17 protein-coding genes are annotated in these 18,068 nt (G+C 35.7%); 6 read left to right on the forward strand and 11 right to left on the reverse strand.

Annotated elements, in window-relative coordinates:
* Positions 1 to 176 precede the first annotated feature (176 nt).
* Positions 177 to 1,904, reverse strand: coding sequence for an amidohydrolase (locus BLT57_RS05535; protein ID WP_172827431.1), 1,728 nt, complete (start codon positions 1,902 to 1,904; stop codon positions 177 to 179).
* A gap of 57 nt (positions 1,905 to 1,961) precedes the next feature.
* A complete protein-coding gene (locus BLT57_RS05540) occupies positions 1,962 to 3,629 on the reverse strand; it encodes a formate--tetrahydrofolate ligase (RefSeq protein WP_091423398.1) in 1,668 nt (555 codons plus the stop codon).
* Positions 3,630 to 3,767: 138 nt separating this feature from the next.
* Here BLT57_RS05540 and era point away from each other — a divergent pair, with 138 nt between their 5' ends.
* The gene (era, locus tag BLT57_RS05545) at positions 3,768 to 4,649 is read left to right on the forward strand and encodes a GTPase Era (protein ID WP_091423401.1); all 882 of its coding nucleotides are present in this window, start codon (positions 3,768 to 3,770) and stop codon (positions 4,647 to 4,649) included.
* A gap of 1 nt (position 4,650) precedes the next feature.
* Here the strand turns inward: era and BLT57_RS05550 are convergent, their stop codons facing one another.
* A complete protein-coding gene (locus tag BLT57_RS05550) occupies positions 4,651 to 5,169 on the reverse strand; it encodes a GTP-binding protein (RefSeq protein WP_091423403.1) in 519 nt (172 codons plus the stop codon).
* A 147-nt stretch (positions 5,170 to 5,316) separates the two neighbouring features.
* Between BLT57_RS05550 and der the strand changes: the two genes are divergently transcribed.
* Entirely contained in the window at positions 5,317 to 6,624 is a 1,308-nt protein-coding gene (gene der / locus BLT57_RS05555) for a ribosome biogenesis GTPase Der (RefSeq protein WP_091423404.1), read from the forward strand.
* 74 nt (positions 6,625 to 6,698) lie between these two features.
* On the opposite strand, the gene BLT57_RS05560 is transcribed toward der, so the two are convergent.
* Genes BLT57_RS05560 through BLT57_RS05585 form a run of 6 tightly spaced genes read right to left on the reverse strand, consistent with a single transcriptional unit; the run spans position 6,699 to position 10,383 of the window.
* On the reverse strand, positions 6,699 to 7,307 hold the full coding sequence (locus tag BLT57_RS05560; RefSeq protein WP_091423408.1) for a YgcG family protein: 609 nt from the start codon (positions 7,305 to 7,307) through the stop codon (positions 6,699 to 6,701).
* Positions 7,201 to 8,013: a YgcG family protein gene (locus tag BLT57_RS05565; protein WP_091423410.1), complete on the reverse strand. Its 813-nt coding sequence runs from the start codon at positions 8,011 to 8,013 to the stop codon at positions 7,201 to 7,203. Before BLT57_RS05565 ends, BLT57_RS05560 begins: the two co-directional genes overlap by 107 nt.
* Complete coding sequence (locus tag BLT57_RS05570) at positions 8,014 to 8,451, reverse strand: TPM domain-containing protein (RefSeq protein ID WP_091423411.1); 438 nt, start codon at positions 8,449 to 8,451, stop codon at positions 8,014 to 8,016.
* Between the two features lie 2 nt (positions 8,452 to 8,453).
* Positions 8,454 to 9,065 carry a LemA family protein gene (locus BLT57_RS05575; protein WP_091423412.1) on the reverse strand — a complete coding sequence of 204 codons (612 nt, stop codon included), beginning with the start codon at positions 9,063 to 9,065 and terminating at the stop codon, positions 8,454 to 8,456.
* A gap of 12 nt (positions 9,066 to 9,077) precedes the next feature.
* Positions 9,078 to 9,407: a MerR family transcriptional regulator gene (locus tag BLT57_RS05580; RefSeq protein WP_091423414.1), complete on the reverse strand. Its 330-nt coding sequence runs from the start codon at positions 9,405 to 9,407 to the stop codon at positions 9,078 to 9,080.
* A gap of 4 nt (positions 9,408 to 9,411) precedes the next feature.
* On the reverse strand, positions 9,412 to 10,383 hold the full coding sequence (locus BLT57_RS05585; protein WP_091423415.1) for a M23 family metallopeptidase: 972 nt from the start codon (positions 10,381 to 10,383) through the stop codon (positions 9,412 to 9,414).
* A gap of 185 nt (positions 10,384 to 10,568) precedes the next feature.
* On the opposite strand from BLT57_RS05585, the gene alaS reads away from it, so the two are divergent.
* Together alaS and BLT57_RS05595 are read left to right on the forward strand one after the other, a co-directional pair.
* The gene (gene alaS, locus BLT57_RS05590) at positions 10,569 to 13,184 is read left to right on the forward strand and encodes an alanine--tRNA ligase (RefSeq protein WP_091423417.1); all 2,616 of its coding nucleotides are present in this window, start codon (positions 10,569 to 10,571) and stop codon (positions 13,182 to 13,184) included.
* A 36-nt stretch (positions 13,185 to 13,220) separates the two neighbouring features.
* A complete protein-coding gene (locus BLT57_RS05595) occupies positions 13,221 to 14,171 on the forward strand; it encodes a GSCFA domain-containing protein (protein WP_091423418.1) in 951 nt (316 codons plus the stop codon).
* A gap of 446 nt (positions 14,172 to 14,617) precedes the next feature.
* Here BLT57_RS05595 and coaD read toward each other — a convergent pair whose 3' ends face one another.
* Both coaD and BLT57_RS05605 read right to left on the reverse strand, forming a co-directional pair.
* Positions 14,618 to 15,073 carry a pantetheine-phosphate adenylyltransferase gene (coaD, locus tag BLT57_RS05600; RefSeq protein WP_091423420.1) on the reverse strand — a complete coding sequence of 152 codons (456 nt, stop codon included), beginning with the start codon at positions 15,071 to 15,073 and terminating at the stop codon, positions 14,618 to 14,620.
* Between the two features lie 35 nt (positions 15,074 to 15,108).
* Positions 15,109 to 16,083: a D-alanine--D-alanine ligase gene (locus BLT57_RS05605; protein WP_091423422.1), complete on the reverse strand. Its 975-nt coding sequence runs from the start codon at positions 16,081 to 16,083 to the stop codon at positions 15,109 to 15,111.
* A 195-nt stretch (positions 16,084 to 16,278) separates the two neighbouring features.
* Between BLT57_RS05605 and BLT57_RS05610 the strand changes: the two genes are divergently transcribed.
* A complete protein-coding gene (locus tag BLT57_RS05610; RefSeq protein WP_369825401.1) occupies positions 16,279 to 16,803 on the forward strand; it encodes a PASTA domain-containing protein in 525 nt (174 codons plus the stop codon).
* A 3-nt stretch (positions 16,804 to 16,806) separates the two neighbouring features.
* A complete protein-coding gene (locus BLT57_RS05615; protein ID WP_091423425.1) occupies positions 16,807 to 17,841 on the forward strand; it encodes an RluA family pseudouridine synthase in 1,035 nt (344 codons plus the stop codon).
* Positions 17,842 to 18,068 lie beyond the last annotated feature (227 nt).

Raw genomic sequence — 18,068 nt, forward strand, 5'->3', positions numbered from 1 at the left:
TTTCAAAAAGTCTCTTAGAAACTCTTTTTGGTTTTATAATTTGAAGTTATACGCTACAAAGAAGCTCCTTGATTTCTAAAGGAGCTTTTCTTTTAAAATATCTCAAACCTCTTAATATCCCAAAAGGTCTTTATTGAATACTAAATATGTAGTTATTGGTGTATACGTATATTGGTTTAATCTTTCTTTTCATAAACAATTTCTCCATTAAAAACCGTCATTACAATTTCCGTGTTTAGCAATTTATCTTCGTCAACCGTCATCAAGTCTTGGTCGTAAATTGTGAAATCAGCCAGTTTTCCAGCATGTATAGATCCTTTAATATCTTCTTCAAAGGCGCCATAAGCAGCGTCTAGGGTATATGATTTTAATGCTTGTGCTCTTGTCATTTTTTGATCTGGTTCATAACCTCCTTCAGGAGTGCCTTTTAGGGTTTTGCGACTTACGCTGGCATAGAAGCTAGCTATAGGATTAATAGGTTCAACAGGAACATCAGTTCCATTAACAATAGGAACGCCACTTTGCAATAAATCTTGCCACATGTAAGCACCTTCTTTAATTCGTTTTTCTCCTAAACGGTCAATTGCCCATGGTCTATCGGATGACATATGCACAGCTTGCATTGCTGGAATTACATGTAATTCTGCAAATCGAGGAATATCATCTGGATGTAAATGTTGCGCATGCTCTATACGAAATCTGTGATCTGTACTTAATTCTGGTAATTCTTTTAAGGCAGACTCATAGCGATCTAGAATTTCTCTATTTGCACGGTCACCTATGGCATGTGAGCATACTTGAAAACCATTTTTAAGTCCGCTTAATGCTGTTTTTTTTACAAAATCCATTGGAAGTGTTTCATGTCCAAAATGGTCTGGTCTATCTGAGTATGGTTCTAAGAGCCAAGCACCTCGTGATCCTAAAGCACCGTCACAATTTAACTTTACAGAGCGTATCGTAAATAAATGATCTGGATCTACCATAGGTCCATTTTCATACCATTCATTCAGTAATTCTTCATCCCATCCAGTAAGCATGGCATATATTCTAATGTTCATGTCATCTGACGCCTTCATTTTGTTATATAGGGCTATTGTTTCTCTTGAAATTCCAGCATCATGAAAACTCGTAATTCCGTTTTTATAACAGGCGGCCACAGCAAGTTTAAAAGCTTGAGTATCTGTTTCAGGTGTATTTTCAGGAATATGTTTGTATATCAAAGTTTGAGCACGCTCATTAAAAATTCCAGTTGGTCTGCCAAATTCATCTACAATAACTTCACCACCTTCTATGTCATAGGTTTTTACGCCTTCTTGAGATAGTACTTGTAAACCTGCAATTTCCATAGCTTTAGCATTTGCAAAACCTGCATGTCCACTAGCATGACTTAAATACACAGGATTATCAGGTGATACCTCACTTAGCTTGTGGTGAGTTTGAAACCCTTTAACGAGGTCTACTGGCAAACTATCCCATTTGCTTTGGTGCCATCCTCGGCCTACAATCCAATCACCTGGCTTAGCTGTTTTAACTCGTGCTGCCACAGCATCTATAATATCTTGGTAACTGTTTGTATTCATCAAATCGAGTCTTAATTCATTATAACCCAATCCCATAAAATGACCATGACCTTCAATCAATCCAGGTGTCATTGTCCTGCCTTTTAAATCAATGAGCTGTGTTTGTTCATTTTTATATGCTTCAGCTTCTTCTAGGCTTCCGGCAAAAAGAATCATGTTGTTTTTTGTGGCTACGGCTTCTACAGATGTACGAGTTGAGTCTACGGTATAAATAGTTCCACCATGAATAATCATCGTAGCAACGTCCTTTTTAGGATTTGTACAAGAAGTAAAAATAAGTAGCGTAAGAGCTGTTTTAAATAAGAAAGCGTATTGTGATTTCATAGTGATTGTCTTTAGACCATGAAGTTACAATAATTAAACAAATTCAATAAATGCGAATTAAAATAATCCTGAAATTTCACCACTATCACTAATATCAATGCCTTCTGACGCTGGATGTGCTGGTAGCCCAGGCATTCGCATAATTTCTCCAGTAATTGGAATTAAAAACCCTGCACCTGATGCAATTTCTATTTCTCTCACAGTTATAATAAAATCTTTAGGTCGCCCAAGAAGCTTCGGATTATCAGACAAGGATTTTTGAGTCTTTGCCACACAAATAGGTAAATTAGCTAGCCCTAATTCTTTAATCTGTTTTAATTGGCGCTTAGCATTAGAGTTGTAATCGACATGTTCGGCACCATAAATTTTTTGAGCAATAGTTTCAATTTTTGTTTCAATGTCCATATCCCAATCATATAGCGGTTTGAATGGTGTTTTACAGGCTTCAGCTACCTCAATAACATGCTGCGCTAATTCAATAGCTCCTGCACCACCTTTAGCCCAAACATTTGCAACTGCCACTCTTACATTTTTAATTTTTGCAAGATCTTTGATCAGCTGAATTTCTTCTTTGCTATCTGTTTTAAACTTATTGATAGCAATGATGGGTGTGACGTTAAACTGTTTGATATTTTCTAAATGTTTTTCCAAATTAGGTAAACCTTGTCTCAAGGCTTCTACATTTGGAGTGTCTAAAGATTTTAAATCTACACCACCATGATATTTTAGCGCCCTAATGGTTGTAGTTAGTACTACCGCCTTTGGTGAAATTTTCGCACTCTGACATTTAATATCAAAGAATTTTTCAGCACCAAGATCAAAACCAAATCCAGCTTCTGTAACGGTGTAATCTGAATAACTCATTCCCATGAGTGTTCCAATTACAGAGTTCGTTCCTTGGGCAATATTAGCAAATGGTCCGCCGTGAATGATGGCAGGGTTCCCTTCTATAGTTTGAACCAAATTAGGTTTAATAGCATGCTGTAGGAGTGTTGCCATTGCACCCGCAACTTTTAGGTCTTTGGCATAAACCGGTTTCTTCTTAAAGGTATAGCCAATAAATATATTTCCGAGGCGTTTCTTTAAATCACTTAAATCTTTAGTGATACATAAAATGGCCATAATTTCTGAAGCAGCTGTAATATCGAAACCGGTTTCACGCGGAATTCCAGAAGTGGTTCCTCCTAATCCAACAATGATACGTCGCAAAGCACGGTCATTCATATCAATTACACGTTTCCATGTAATCGTTCTTGGATCAAGTCCTAAAGAATTTGTTTTACTTTGAATATTATTATCAATAATGGCTGCCAATAAATTATGTGCTTTTTCAATCGCTGAAAAGTCCCCAGTAAAATGCAAATTGATATCTTCAAGTGGTAGCACTTGAGAATATCCACCACCCGTAGCTCCACCTTTTATGCCAAATACCGGACCTAAAGAAGGCTCTCTTAACACGACTGTAGTTTTTTTGTTGAGATGGTTTAAGGCTTCAGACAAGCCAATCGAAATTGTGGTTTTGCCTTCACCAGCAGGGGTTGGTGAAATAGCAGATACTAAAATCAAATTACTTTGATTTGCCTTTTTTCTATTGATACATGATAACGGTAATTTGGCTTTATCTTTTCCATACATTTCTATGATATCAGGATCAATTCCAAACTTTGATGCGATATCAGTTATAGGTTTTAGTTTGACGCGTTTTGCTATTTGTAAATCAGTCATATATTGAACGTATTATATCTCTATCAAAAGTATTGCATTATTTTTTTAAAAATGCTGATTTTTATCATGTCACATACCTTAATTGAGGACTATTAGAGTTTAACCATTAAAGATTGTAACTTTGCAAAAAGTATAAATATGCATAGAGCTGGTTTTGTAAATATTATAGGAAATCCTAACGTAGGGAAGTCCACCTTGATGAATGCCTTTATTGGTGAGAAATTATCAATAATCACTTCAAAAGCACAAACGACTAGACATCGAATTTTGGGGATTGTTAATGGTGAAGATTTTCAAGTGATTCTCAGTGATACACCGGGAATTATCAAACCTGCTTATGAGTTGCAAGAATCTATGATGGATTTTGTGAAATCTGCTTTTGATGATGCCGATGTTCTTATTTATATGGTTGAAATCGGAGAACAAGAATTGAAGGACGAGGCGTTCTTCAAAAAGATTACAAATTCAAAAATACCAGTACTACTATTATTAAATAAGATTGATAAATCAGATCAAGAACAATTAGAATCTCAAGTGCAATTGTGGTCTGAAAAAGTGCCTAATGCAGAGATTTTTCCTATTTCAGCATTAGAAGGATTTAATGTTAAAGAAGTCTTTAGTCGAATTATAGAGTTATTACCAGAGTCTCCTGCTTATTATCCTAAAGATCAGTTAACCGATAAACCAGAGCGTTTTTTTTGTAACGAAACCATCCGCGAGAAAATCTTAATGCATTACAAAAAGGAAATTCCCTATGCTGTAGAAATAGATACCGAAGAGTTTTTTGAAGAAGAAAAAATCATTAGAATGCGTTCAGTAATCATGGTAGAACGCGAGACGCAAAAAGGAATTATTATTGGTCATAAAGGAAGCGCATTAAAACGTGTAGGTATGGAGGCTAGAAAGGATCTTGAAAAATTCTTCGGTAAGCAAGTGCATCTCGAATTGTATGTGAAAGTGAACAAGAATTGGAGAAGTGATCAGCGTCAATTAAGACGTTTTGGTTACAATCAGAAGTAATTTATCTTTCAGCGTGAATATCATAATCTCTCAAGGTATCACGCATAAAATGATGTAGTTGATGCATTTCGCTCATTCCAGTTTTCTTTCCTAGACGTCCACCAAAATAGAGTGCAAACCAGATAACAATAGTGAATAAGGTGGCAAATAACTGAATGGCATAATCGGAGCCTAAAGACCAATTCACATAGGTCCAAATGCCAAAACCAATAAACAAACCAGCTGTAACAAAGTGAAAGAACATAAACATCGTCCAAACCGTTGGATTAGGGCCAAATAGGCCATAAATTACGCTGTTATTGTCAGTGTCATCCTTATTGATTTCCAAATGCAATTGCGGTGACCAAAAATGCTGTTTGGCTTTTGGGATTTTTATAAATAAGTGATCGTCAACTCTAGACACAACAAAATCTGATTGTGCGCCATTCTTGTCTTCAAAAAGTTTTAAAAGGTGCTCATTATCATATCTTACTTTAAAATTAAAACGAGGCCTTAATACGATTTCATTTGATAATGACATGGCATATTTATTTAATGCTTTAAATTACTATTTTTTATCCAAACTACGGATACACAGAATCTTTAACTTAAAAAACAGTCTGCATCATAGATATTTAGTATCTTTGCAGCCGCTTACAGGAGATGTAATGCAGATAAAAAAAGAATTATGAGTAATATAGTTGCTATTGTAGGAAGACCAAATGTTGGGAAGTCTACTTTGTTTAATCGTTTAATTCAACGTCGAGAAGCTATCGTGGATGCCGTTAGTGGTGTGACGCGTGATAGGCACTACGGAAAAAGTGATTGGAACGGAAAGGAGTTTTCTCTTATTGATACCGGAGGATATGTTAAAGGAAGTGATGATATTTTTGAAGCGGAAATAGATAAGCAAGTAGAATTAGCTATCGATGAAGCAGATGCCATTATTTTTATGGTAGATGTTGAAACTGGTGTGACAGGAATGGATGAAGATGTTGCGCGATTACTTCGTAAAGTGGATAAACCAGTATTTCTTGCTGTCAATAAAGTCGATAATGGAAAACGTTCTGAAGATGCCGTAGAGTTCTATGCTCTTGGTCTTGGTGAATACTTCACTATTGCAAGTATTAATGGAAGTGGTACAGGAGATTTGTTGGATGCTTTAGTGCAAGCACTTCCAGAAAAAGAGGAGGAGGAAGACGTAGATCAATTGCCAAGATTTGCAGTTGTTGGTCGACCTAATGCAGGTAAGTCATCATTTATAAATGCTCTTATTGGGGAAGAGCGTTATATCGTTACTGATATAGCTGGAACTACAAGAGATTCTATCGATACTAAATATAATCGTTTCGGATTTGAATTCAACCTAGTCGATACTGCTGGAATTAGACGTAAATCTAAGGTGAAAGAAGATTTAGAATTCTATTCTGTAATGCGAAGTGTGAGAGCTATTGAACATTGCGATGTATGTTTAGTCGTTTTAGATGCTACAAGAGGTTTTGATGGACAAGTGCAAAATATATTTTGGTTAGCTCAGCGTAATCGAAAAGGCATCGTGATTCTTGTCAATAAATGGGATTTAGTTGAGAAAAACACCATGTCAACTAAAGAGTTTGAAAAGGTCATTCAAAAAGAAATTGCACCATTTACAGATGTGCCAATTGTATTTATTTCAGTATTAAATAAACAACGTATTTATAAAGCGATTGAAACTGCTGTTGAGGTCTATCAAAATAGAACTAAAAAGATAAAAACAAGTAAGCTGAATGAAGTCTTACTCCCAATTATAGAAAACTATCCACCGCCAGCTTATAAAGGTAAATTTGTGAAAATAAAATACATCATGCAGTTGCCAACTCCGCAGCCTCAGTTTGCATTTTTCTGCAATTTACCTCAGTATGTAAGAGAACCTTATAAGCGATTTCTTGAAAATAATTTAAGAGAACACTTCGATTTTAAAGGTGTGCCAGTGAGCGTCTATATGCGTAAAAAATAAATATTTAATAACTGATAGAAATGACTATTCATAATGCCATGAATTGTCATTTCTATTCGTTAACAGGTTTTTCATTAGTGCCAAGCATTGATAATCGCATCCAATCCTTTATCCAAACCTAAATAGTAATTCCCTTCCTTAAAATATGGAATCATACGTTGGTCAATAATTTTCTGACAAATCGAATCAGTCAGGACTTTTGTGGCGCCATCACCTGTAGATAACCATATACGACGCTGGGTTTTTAAGAAAACGATAACCAAACCATTGTTTTTGTCTTTTTTACCAACGCCCCAATAATTTCCTATGGCACTACTGTAGATGTGAAGATCTTCAAAGGGAGCAATTGAATCCACGGTGAGGATAACAATTTCATTTGTAGATTGATTTTCGTATGCAATAATCTTTGCGGAAAGTGAATCTATTTGAGCATCATAAAAGATATGTGACAAATCAAGAAGAACTTGATTGTTTTCATTTTTTGGGAGTGTACTGTAATCAACAGGTATTCCTGTATCTGATTTACAAGAAAAGCATAGAATTACAAAACCAATTAAGATGAGTTTCTTCATAACATTACCAACTGCCTCCAGCACCTCCACCTGAGAAACCACCGCCACCAAAGCCACCTCCAAAACCACCGCTACTTCCGCCAAAGAGACCTCCACTAGAGCTTCCGCCATAGCTGCCTCGTCCCATGTTACTTAATATGATAGCGTCTAAAATACTAGTTCCATTTGTTCTGTAGCCACCATCTCCATCGTGACCACCACCTTTTCTGTTTTTAGTTATAGCGATGACAATAACAATGAATATAATCACCATAAATATAAGAATTAAGACAGGAAAGATATCACCTGAATTATCAGATTGTCGAGAACTTTGATATTTGCCGGTTAAGATGTTAAAAATGCCATCTGTACCTTTATTGAGGCCTTGATAGTAATCTCCACGTTTAAATTCTGGGATGATTATATTTCGTATTAATTGACCTGTAATTCCTGCAGTGAGTCTGTCTTCCACACCATAACCAGGTGAGATCCAAATTTTTCGATCTTCATGAGCCAGTAAAATGAAAACGCCATTGTCTTCTTTGGCTTGACCAACTCCCCATTCATGAGCCCATTTAGGGGCTAATAATCCAATGTTTTCGCCTTTAGTAGTGGCGATAATGGCGATGACAATTTGTGTAGATGTGGTATCAGAATAGCGAACGAGCTTTTCTTCTAAATTGCTTTTTTCAGTTGCCGATAATAGGTCAATATAGTCGTAAATACTTGTTTGTTCCTCTGGTATAGGCGGAATATCATATTGAGCATTTGCAAGTAGGAAAAAGCTACTTATAAGACTTATAAGAAGAGGTAAATAAATATGTTTTTGTTTTAACATTTACCCTTTAGATATTGTGTTTGTTAATTCATTACGATCGTTATGATTCCACGGGAAATGCGTTTCCAATTGTTCGCCAGCTTTTAAAACACCTTCAATAAGTCCGTCTTTAAATCGATTGGTTTTAAAATGGTTTTGCATGACATCTTTAGTACTGTTCCAAAACTCTTTTGGGACAACATCATTAATTCCTTTGTCACCATAAATGACAAACGTTCTATCATCTATGGCAAGATAAATAAGGACGCCATTTTGGAGTTTTGTATTGTCCATTTTAAGAAAGTGAAAGACTTCCATAGCCCGCTCAAAAGCATCGTGTTCGGAATGATGTTCAATATGAATACGAATTTCTCCTGAAGTGTTCATCTCGGCCTTTCGTATGGCTTCGATAATCTCCTGTTCTTCTTGAGCGGTTAAAAAGTCCTCAACTTTTGACATGTTTAGTTACTAAAGTCAAATTCAACGTCTACTGGTTTCTCGGCACCAGCTTCAGCATCAAAATATGGTTTCGAATCAAAACCAAGCACTCCAGCAAGGAAGTTATTTGGAAATTCCTTAACGTGAATATTATAGGGCTTGATAGCTTCGTTGTACCGCGTTCTAGCCGTTTGAATCGTGTTTTCAGTGCTGGTTAATTCATCTTGTAGTTTTAAGAAATTCTGATTGGCTTTTAGATCAGGATATTTTTCAACCACTAATAATAGTCGCGATAAAGCACTACTTAATCCGCTTTGTGCCTTATTGAATTGTTCTAATTTTTCGGGACTTAAGTCTTCAGCATTGTTAATATTGATTTCTGGTTTTGTAGCTTCAGAACGTGCTTTCACAACAGCTTCTAAGGTGCTTTTTTCGAAATCGGCAGCGCCTTTAACCGTATTTACTAAATTACCAATGAGGTCATTTCTGCGTTGGTAAGAGGTTTGCACATTACCCCAAGCTTCACTTACATTTTCATTTAATTGTACGGCAGTATTGTTAAATCCTTTTCCCCATGAAAATAATCCAACTGCTATGATTGCAATAATTATTATAGGAACGAGCCATTTTTTCATAATGATAGAGTTTTAAAGTTGTGATTTTATTTTGATGAGCTGAGCTTTAATGCCTTCCAATTTATTTATGATTTGGAATTTATCTAGCGATTGTTTTTTGTCTTCTTTAAGATGTGTTTTGGCACCTTCTAAGGTAAATCCACGTTCTTTTACTAAATGGTAAATAAACTTCAGGTTTTTGATGTCTTCAGGAGTGAATTTACGATTTCCTTTAGCGTTTTTCTTAGGTTGTAATACATCAAATTCCTTTTCCCAAAAACGGATCAAAGACGTATTTACATTGAAGGCTTTGGCGACTTCGCCAATACCATAATATCGTTTTTCAGGAAGATTAATATGCATATTGTTAATCTAAGGATTGGTTTTCTAATGATGCTTTTTCTAATAATCTTGCGTATTCTTCCGCAGTTAAATTTCCGTAGTAAAAATTAATAGGGTTAATACGTTCTCCGTCTTTAAATACTTCATAATGCAAATGTGGTGCTTCAGATCGACCTGTACTACCAACATAACCAATAAGATCTCCACGTTTTACCTTCTGATTTGCTTTTACATTATATTTATACAAATGGGCATATAATGAGATATAACCATAGCCATGGTCTATTCTTATGTGTTTACCATAACCCGAGGAGTTACTATCTGCTCGTTTTATTACGCCATCACCTGATGCATAAATGGGAGTTCCGCGTGGTGCTGTAAAATCCATTCCCCAATGAAACTTTCTAACCTTGGTAAACGGATCAGTCCTATAGCCATAGCCTGAAGCCATGTGTTTCAAGTCTTTATTTCTTACAGGTTGTATGGCAGGAATAGAAGATAAAAACTTCTCTTTATCTTCTGCTAATATGGTAATTTCATCAAGTGACTTGGATTGCACTACTATTGCTTTTTGTAACCGATCAATACGTTTGTTACTTTCTATAATGAGCTGTGAGTTATCATAGCCTTCATACTTTTTATATCGATTTACGCCCCCAAAACCAGCACGGCGTTGTTCTTCAGGGATGGGATTGGCTTCAAAATAGAGTCTGTAGATATTATTGTCGCGCTCTTCCACACTCTCTAATGCGGCAAAAGCATCTTCAACTCGCTTGTTCAATAAGTCATACTGTAATTGCATGTTGCTTAATTCATGTTTTAATGCACGTTCTCTGGGAGACTCGATAAATTGACTAGCAATAAAAACGAAGAAAAAGCCAAAAAGAGCCGCTGCTAGTAAAAATATGAATCCGAACTTAATAGTTCTTCCTTTCTTACGCTCGATTTTGCGATAAGAAAGCGTTTCCGGATCGTAATAATATTTTACTTTAGACATATCTTAAAAAGTTCTATTTTTGCATGATTAATAGAACGTATCACAAATATATAAATTGTTTCCTATTTAAAGTAATATAATAGAAACTAGGTTTTAAATAAGTGAGAATGAAACATCAAGAAGTCAATGGAGATTTAAAATCTTGATAGTCAAAACTACCTTAAAAACCAATAATAAAAAATCAGATGAAGTCTCAAGACATTCGACATACATTTTTAAGCTTCTTTGAAGGCAAAAAACACAGTATTGTTCCTTCGGCGCCAATGGTTCTAAAAGACGATCCAACCTTGATGTTTGTGAATTCGGGAATGGCTCCTTTTAAAGAGTTTTTCCTCGGAAATGCCCAACCAAAGAACAATCGTATTGCAGATACTCAGAAATGTCTTCGCGTTTCTGGAAAACACAATGACTTAGAAGAAGTGGGTTATGATACGTATCATCATACCTTATTTGAGATGTTAGGGAATTGGAGTTTTGGCGATTATTTTAAAGCCGAAGCCATAGCATGGGCGTGGGAACTATTGACCGATAAATTTGGTATTGATAAGCGCATGCTCTATGTGACAGTCTTTGAAGGGAGTAATGATGCCGATAACTTGCCAATGGATCAAGAGGCCTACGATATTTGGAAACAGTTTATACCAGAAGATCGCATCCTAATGGGTAATAAGAAAGATAATTTCTGGGAAATGGGAGATCAAGGACCTTGTGGACCTTGCAGTGAAATTCATGTAGATATTCGATCAGCGGAAGAGAAGTCCAAAATAGATGGTAAATCATTGGTGAATATGGATCATCCTCATGTGGTTGAAATTTGGAATCTTGTCTTCATGCAATATAACCGCAAAGCAAATGGCTCATTAGACAATCTTCCTGATAAACATATTGATACTGGCATGGGGTTTGAACGTCTTTGTATGGTATTACAAGGCGTACAATCTAACTATGATACCGATGTATTTACACCAATCATTCGTGAAATTGAAACGATTACAGATAAAGCCTACGGTAAAGACGAAAAAGTTGATGTTGCTATTCGCGTCATCTCAGACCATGTACGTGCCGTAGCATTTTCAATTGCTGACGGACAATTACCGAGTAACAATGGAGCGGGTTATGTCATTAGAAGGATTTTGCGTCGGGCAGTTCGTTATGGATTTACCTTCTTAGATAAAACTGAACCATTTATCTATAGATTGGTTGAAGTATTAGTTAAGAAAATGGGCACAGCTTTTCCAGAATTGAAGGAGCAACGTCAACTCGTTGAAAATGTCATTAAAGAAGAAGAGGCTTCATTTTTAAGAACTCTAGACCAAGGATTGATTTTACTGGATCGATTAATTGAAAATTCATCATCTAAAGAAATTTCAGGTGCTAAGGTTTTTGAATTGAAAGATACTTATGGGTTTCCAGAAGATTTGACCGATTTGATACTTCGCGAAAAAGGATTTGCGTATAATGTTGAGGAGTTTAAGCTGAAACTGAAAGAACAACAGGAGAGAGGTAAGCAAGCTTCGGAATTGAAATCTGATGATTGGACAGTTTTAGTCGAAGATGAAGAGCAAGAGTTTGTTGGTTATGATACCTTAGAAACACAAGTAAAAATTACAAAATATCGTAAAGTTACTTCAAAGAAAGATGGTGAATTATATCAGTTGGTATTCAATATCTCACCGTTTTATGCGGAAGGAGGTGGGCAAGTTGGAGACAAAGGGTATTTAAAAGACGAACATGGGGATACTGTGTATATCATTGATACTAAAAAAGAAAATAATATTAGTGTTCACTTTACAAAAAACTTACCAAAACATATTACCGAGACATTTACTGCCTCAGTAGATGAAAAACAACGTTACCGTACAGAATGTAACCATACGGCAACCCATTTACTGCACCAAGCACTTCGAGAGGTATTAGGGACTCATGTGGAGCAAAAAGGATCGGCTGTTCACTCCAAATATTTACGATTCGATTTCTCTCATTTTGCAAAATTAACGGTTGATGAATTGCGAGATGTTGAGAATTTTGTGAACAGGCGTATCGATGGAAAGTTGCCGCTACAAGAGCAACGTAATATACCAATGGAACAAGCGATTGGTGAAGGCGCAATGGCCTTGTTTGGCGAAAAATATGGTGATGCCGTAAGAACAGTTCGATTTGGTCAATCTATTGAATTGTGTGGAGGTACACATGTTAAGAATACAGGCGATCTGTGGCATTTTAAAATTGTGTCTGAAGGCGCAGTGGCAGCAGGTATTCGTAGAATAGAAGCCATAACGAGCGACGCTGTTAAAGACTTCTATTTTGAAAATAATAGAGCGTTTTATGAAATGAAAGATTTGCTCAATAATGTCAAAGAACCTGTGAAAGCTTTGCGTAATTTACAAGAAGAAAATATTGGTCTAAAAAAACAAATTGAAAATTTATTAAAGGAAAAGTCAAAGTCAATTAAAGGGGAGTTGAAGAATGAATTAACTGAAGTTAATGGCATTCAGTTTCTAGCTAAAAAGTTGGATTTGGATGCAGGAGGTATTAAAGATGTGTGCTTTGATATGGGCAGTCAGTATGATAATTTGTTCCTTTTATTTGGTGCCGATAATGATGGTAAAGCTATTTTGTCTTGCTATATCTCGAAAGAATTAGTAGCTAGTAAGAATTTAAATGCAGGCCAAATTGTTAGAGAACTTGGAAAGTACATCCAAGGGGGAGGAGGCGGACAACCATTTTTCGCTACGGCTGGTGGAAAGAATCCGCAAGGCATTGATGAAGCTTTGGTAGCAGTAAAAACATATTTAACCTAGATTTTTGAATTCGCTAGTCTCTACCATAAATTAGAAATGAACTTTCAAACAAAGATACCGCTCCAACAACAGCCGTTTAATCAAATCGATTATCACTCCAAAACCCTGTTGTTAGGTTCTTGTTTTGCCGAGCATATTGGCGACAAGTTTGAGTACTACAAATTTCAGAAGCAACAAAACCCTTTTGGAATTCTATTTCACCCATTAGCGATTGAGACTTTAGTGACCAATGCGATTAATGAAAAAGAATATACGAAAGATGATCTGTTTTTTCAAAATGAACAATGGCACTGTTTTGACGCACATTCGCGATTGAGCAATACTTCGGCCGAGGTGCTTTTGGAGAATTTAAACAATGCTATTAGATTCACCCATCAGTTTTTAAGCGAAGCTAGCCATGTTATTATAACACTTGGTACAGCCTGGGTGTATCGTTTTATTGAAACAGACTTGCATGTAGCCAATTGTCATAAAGTGCCACAAAAACAGTTTTTAAAAGAGTTGCTATCTGTCGATCAAATAAAAACATCTCTAGAGGCTATTGTAAGTTTGGTTAAAAGTATAAATCCTGAGGTTGTCGCAATATGTACGGTCTCTCCAATTCGACATATCAAAGATGGTTTTGTTGAAAACACTCGCAGTAAGTCGCATTTGATTGCTGCAATCCATCAATTGGTGGATGTTAGACAAGGAAATTATTACTTTCCATCTTATGAACTTATGATGGATGAATTACGCGATTACAGATTCTATTCTGAAGATATGTTACACCCAAATACTACTGCCATCAACCACATTTGGAATCGATTTCAAAATGTATGGATTTCAAAAGATGCTCTAGCAATGATGAATGATGTAGATGAGATTCAAAAAGGATTAGCACATCGTCCTTTTAATTCTAAATCGGATGCACATCACGCCTTCCTCGAGCGATTAAAACAAAAGGAAACGCAAGTTCAATTAAGTTTTCCACATATCGTATTTTAAAATTAAAGTATTTATTGTTTTATTTTTCATCTTGTAAAAAATAAGATAGCAAACAGAAACGGGATGGTGCTTGGTGTTAAATCAATGAAAATCAGAGTCATAATTTTATAATACAGAGTCAAAGACTATTGGGATATACTTTTAATATTCCTTTGTCTGCATAGAGTCATAATAGCAATATAGAATAGTTGAGGATGTAGTTATTAGAAAATATTTTCTCTTTTGCGCTTAATCTTTTTTAATTGCTTCTTATCGAAAAAATCCTACAACAGAATCAATTAGTTATATATTGGTCCTGCTATTAATCAATTTTTATAAAAAAGCGTCAGTTAAAATTGTTGTCCCAAAAAGACCTATTTATTCTGATGCTTTTTTTGTGCTTTATAATGAAGTGGCTACATCAATAAAGTCTATACTTTAAGTTAAAAAAACAAGAAAGAATAATCTTATTTAAGCCTTACACTGTTTGGAACTAACTTGGTGTAGTCTCCATTATTTCTAATCACATCTCTCACTATTGATGAAGAAATGTAAGAGGTGTTTGCAGCAGTAAGCAAAAAGACCGTTTCTATTTTAGAAAGTTTTCTGTTCGTATGTGCGATGGCTTTTTCAAATTCAAAATCTGCAGGATTTCTTAGTCCACGGAGTATAAACTGAGCATTTATTTGTTTGCAGAAATCTATGGTTAAACCTTCGTAGGTTACGACGCTCACTTTTGGTTCATCTTTAAATGCCTCTTCAATGAAATGCTTGCGTTCTTCAAGAGAAAACATATACGATTTCTCAGCATTAATGCCAATAGCAACAACAACGTCATCAAATAATGTGATGCTACGTTTAATAATATCGTAGTGACCTAATGTTATGGGATCAAATGATCCTGGAAAAATTGCACGTTTCATATAATACAAGACTTATTGTTCAAAGATAATTATATTTATTTGAGTGCTAACGCTATGGCGTTCTCAAATAAATCACTCATGCTAATACCTGCTTGTGCTGCTTGTTGAGGCAAGATGCTCGCAGCCGTTAATCCTGGAACCGTGTTCACCTCCAATAAATGTGGTTCTCCATCTTTAAAAATATATTCACTTCTACTAAAGCCTTTAAGACGTAACACGTCATAGACTTTCTTAGCCAATGCGCTTACTTTTTCGGCATCGGTAGCACTAATGCGCGCTGGTGTAATCTCTTGTGATTGCCCCATATATTTAGCCTGATAATCAAAGAAATCGTTATCTGAAACGATTTCAGTTAGTGGTAATACGGTTACTGTGCCTTTATAGTTAATGACACCCACTGAAACTTCAGTTCCATCGAGATATGCCTCAATAATAACTTCGTCATCTTCCTTGAAAGCTACGGCTAATGCATTCTGTAAATCTTCTTTTTCATACACTTTAGTAATCCCAAAACTACTTCCTGCTCTATTCGCTTTCACAAAACATGGTAAGCCTACCTTGTTGATAATAGCCGCTTCATCAATAGGGTCTCCTAAATTAATATAATAAGAAGTAGCAGTTTTAATACCATAAGGTTTTAGAACACTTAAACAATCTCGTTTGTTAAAAGTAAGAGCGGCTTGGTACATGTCGCTACTGGTATGAGGAATACCCAGTAATTCAAAATATCCCTGCATAATACCATCCTCCCCTGGAGACCCGTGAATGGCATTAAAGACGCAATCAAATACTATTTTACGCTGAGCGATCACCATAGAAAAATCATTTTTATCTATTGGGAATTCTTCATTGGAATCATTAACGCATACCCATTTGTTTTTAAGAATATGGATACGATAGGCATTGTAGTTTAACTTTGAAAGTATGTCGTAAACCACTTGTCCGCTTTTAAGAGAGATTTCAAACTCGCTAGAATACCCTCCCATAATGATGGCAATATTTTTTTTCATTGATACTGAATTTATAGATGCTGAATCTTGATCAGAACTTCAGAATTGAATTTAAACAATAAAACTCTTTATTATTGAGTTAAGCTAAAATACCAAATAAACCCATAATAAAAACGCTTTCGTTTTTATATATTTGTTGCTAAGTAAATTTATGACATGAGTCTCATTCAGTTTCTAAAGAGTAAAACGTTTTTTATGCAACTAGCACTCGCTGTGGTTGCTCTTATTGTCATTGTGTTTTTGACATCTCTTTGGCTTAAAAGCACAACCAATCATGACGAGTTCATCACCGTTCCAGATTTAAAAGGAAAAACTTTGGGTACTGTTGAAATTGAACTCAATGATAATGATTTGGTGATGGAGATTCAAGATTCAGCAAATTATAATCCTAAATACCCGAAATTTTCTGTGATTGAGCAATATCCAAGGGCTGGCGCTCAAGTGAAAGAACAACGAAAAATATACTTAACTTTAAATCCGTCAGGATATCGCAAAGTAGCAATTCCAAATATTGTAAGACGTACCTTTAGACAAGCCAAACCAACTTTGGAGACCTTAGGGTTTGAAGTTGGAAATGTGACATACGTTAACGACATAGGTAAGGACGAGGTGATCGCCATCAAGTTTAAAGGTAAAACTTTAGAAGCCGGAGAGCTACTTCCATTAACCTCAAAAATAGATGTTGTTTTAGGAAACGGAAAACGAGGTTCATCGAATTAAATCATGACTACAGATACCACTACCACAGACCAGAATGACGATGAGTTGTTCGAGCATCATTCATTTGTTGTGGATAAAGGTCAAACCCCTTTACGTATTGATAAATACTTAATGAATTTCATTGAAAATGCGACACGTAATAAGATTCAAGCAGCTGCAAAAGATGGAAGTATTTATGTGAATGATATTCCAGTAAAACAAAATTATAAGGTTAAACCTTTTGATAAGATTCGCGTATTATTTGAACACCCTCCTTATGAGTATTTGTTGACACCTGAAGATATCCCTTTAGATATTGTGTATGAAGATGAGGAGTTATTAGTTATCAATAAATCGGCAGGTATGGTTGTGCACCCTGGTCATGGTAATTATTCAGGAACATTGATAAATGCCTTAATTTATCATTTTGAGAACTTACCTAATAACTCTAGTGAACGTCCAGGATTAGTGCATCGTATCGATAAAGATACGAGTGGTTTATTAGTGGTGGCAAAGACCGAACATGCGATGACACATTTATCTAAGCAATTTTTTAATAAAACAAGTGAGCGTGAATACGTTGCTATTGTTTGGGGAAATATGACCGAAGATGAAGGTACTGTTGAAGGGCACATCGGGAGGCATCCTAAAAACAGACTGCAAAACACCGTATTTGAGGGCGATGATGAAGATAAAGGTAAACCTGCAATAACACATTACAAAGTAATAGAACGTTTGGGTTATGTGACCTTGGTATCCTGCAAATTAGAAACAGGTCGTACACATCAAATTCGCGTGCATATGAAGCATATTGGTCACACCTTATTTAATGACGAACGTTATGGAGGTGAGCGCATCTTAAAAGGAACTACTTTCACCAAATACAAGCAGTTTGTTGAGAATTGTTTTAAGATCCTACCAAGACAAGCCCTTCACGCCAAAACGCTAGGCTTTGAGCATCCTAAGACTGGAGAATTTATGAGTTTTGATACGCCAATACCCGAGGATATGCAGCAGTGCATTGAAAAGTGGCGACATTATGCGACTCATACAAAATAGGTATTGATGTTATTATTTGTTATCGTCTTCTAGGTATTACAAAGGTTAAGGTTTACTCCCACATTTCTGACTTCTAATTCATTGGTGAATAGCAATCATTCACTAGTATATTTTTGTAAGGAATTCCAATTTTAGCTAAAACCACGACGCCCCATTACTTTTAGTTATGGCGATATAGAAATATTTGAAATCGTTTATTTGACAAGTCCCTATGAGTGTTGTAAATT

This window comes from Formosa sp. Hel1_31_208 (genome assembly GCF_900104785.1).
GTDB lineage: Bacteria > Bacteroidota > Bacteroidia > Flavobacteriales > Flavobacteriaceae > Psychroserpens.

Bases quoted from the DNA above. Each gene is read 5' to 3' on its own strand.
- BLT57_RS05580 (WP_091423414.1), bottom strand. From the start codon at position 9,407: ATGCATATTAATCTTCCTGAAAAACGATATTATGGTATTGGCGAAGTC.
- BLT57_RS05565 (WP_091423410.1), bottom strand. From the start codon at position 8,013: ATGTTAAAACAAAAACATATTTATTTACCTCTTCTTATAAGTCTTATA.
- der (WP_091423404.1), top strand. From the start codon at position 5,317: ATGAGTAATATAGTTGCTATTGTAGGAAGACCAAATGTTGGGAAGTCT.
- BLT57_RS05570 (WP_091423411.1), bottom strand. From the start codon at position 8,451: ATGTCAAAAGTTGAGGACTTTTTAACCGCTCAAGAAGAACAGGAGATT.
- BLT57_RS05550 (WP_091423403.1), bottom strand. From the start codon at position 5,169: ATGTCATTATCAAATGAAATCGTATTAAGGCCTCGTTTTAATTTTAAA.
- era (WP_091423401.1), top strand. From the start codon at position 3,768: ATGCATAGAGCTGGTTTTGTAAATATTATAGGAAATCCTAACGTAGGG.
- alaS (WP_091423417.1), top strand. From the start codon at position 10,569: ATGAAGTCTCAAGACATTCGACATACATTTTTAAGCTTCTTTGAAGGC.
- BLT57_RS05595 (WP_091423418.1), top strand. From the start codon at position 13,221: ATGAACTTTCAAACAAAGATACCGCTCCAACAACAGCCGTTTAATCAA.
- BLT57_RS05540 (WP_091423398.1), bottom strand. From the start codon at position 3,629: ATGACTGATTTACAAATAGCAAAACGCGTCAAACTAAAACCTATAACT.
- BLT57_RS05610 (WP_369825401.1), top strand. From the start codon at position 16,279: ATGCAACTAGCACTCGCTGTGGTTGCTCTTATTGTCATTGTGTTTTTG.
- BLT57_RS05585 (WP_091423415.1), bottom strand. From the start codon at position 10,383: ATGTCTAAAGTAAAATATTATTACGATCCGGAAACGCTTTCTTATCGC.
- BLT57_RS05560 (WP_091423408.1), bottom strand. From the start codon at position 7,307: ATGGCGGAAGCTCTAGTGGAGGTCTCTTTGGCGGAAGTAGCGGTGGTT.
- BLT57_RS05605 (WP_091423422.1), bottom strand. From the start codon at position 16,083: ATGAAAAAAAATATTGCCATCATTATGGGAGGGTATTCTAGCGAGTTT.
- coaD (WP_091423420.1), bottom strand. From the start codon at position 15,073: ATGAAACGTGCAATTTTTCCAGGATCATTTGATCCCATAACATTAGGT.
- BLT57_RS05535 (WP_172827431.1), bottom strand. From the start codon at position 1,904: ATGAAATCACAATACGCTTTCTTATTTAAAACAGCTCTTACGCTACTT.
- BLT57_RS05575 (WP_091423412.1), bottom strand. From the start codon at position 9,065: ATGAAAAAATGGCTCGTTCCTATAATAATTATTGCAATCATAGCAGTT.
- BLT57_RS05615 (WP_091423425.1), top strand. From the start codon at position 16,807: ATGACTACAGATACCACTACCACAGACCAGAATGACGATGAGTTGTTC.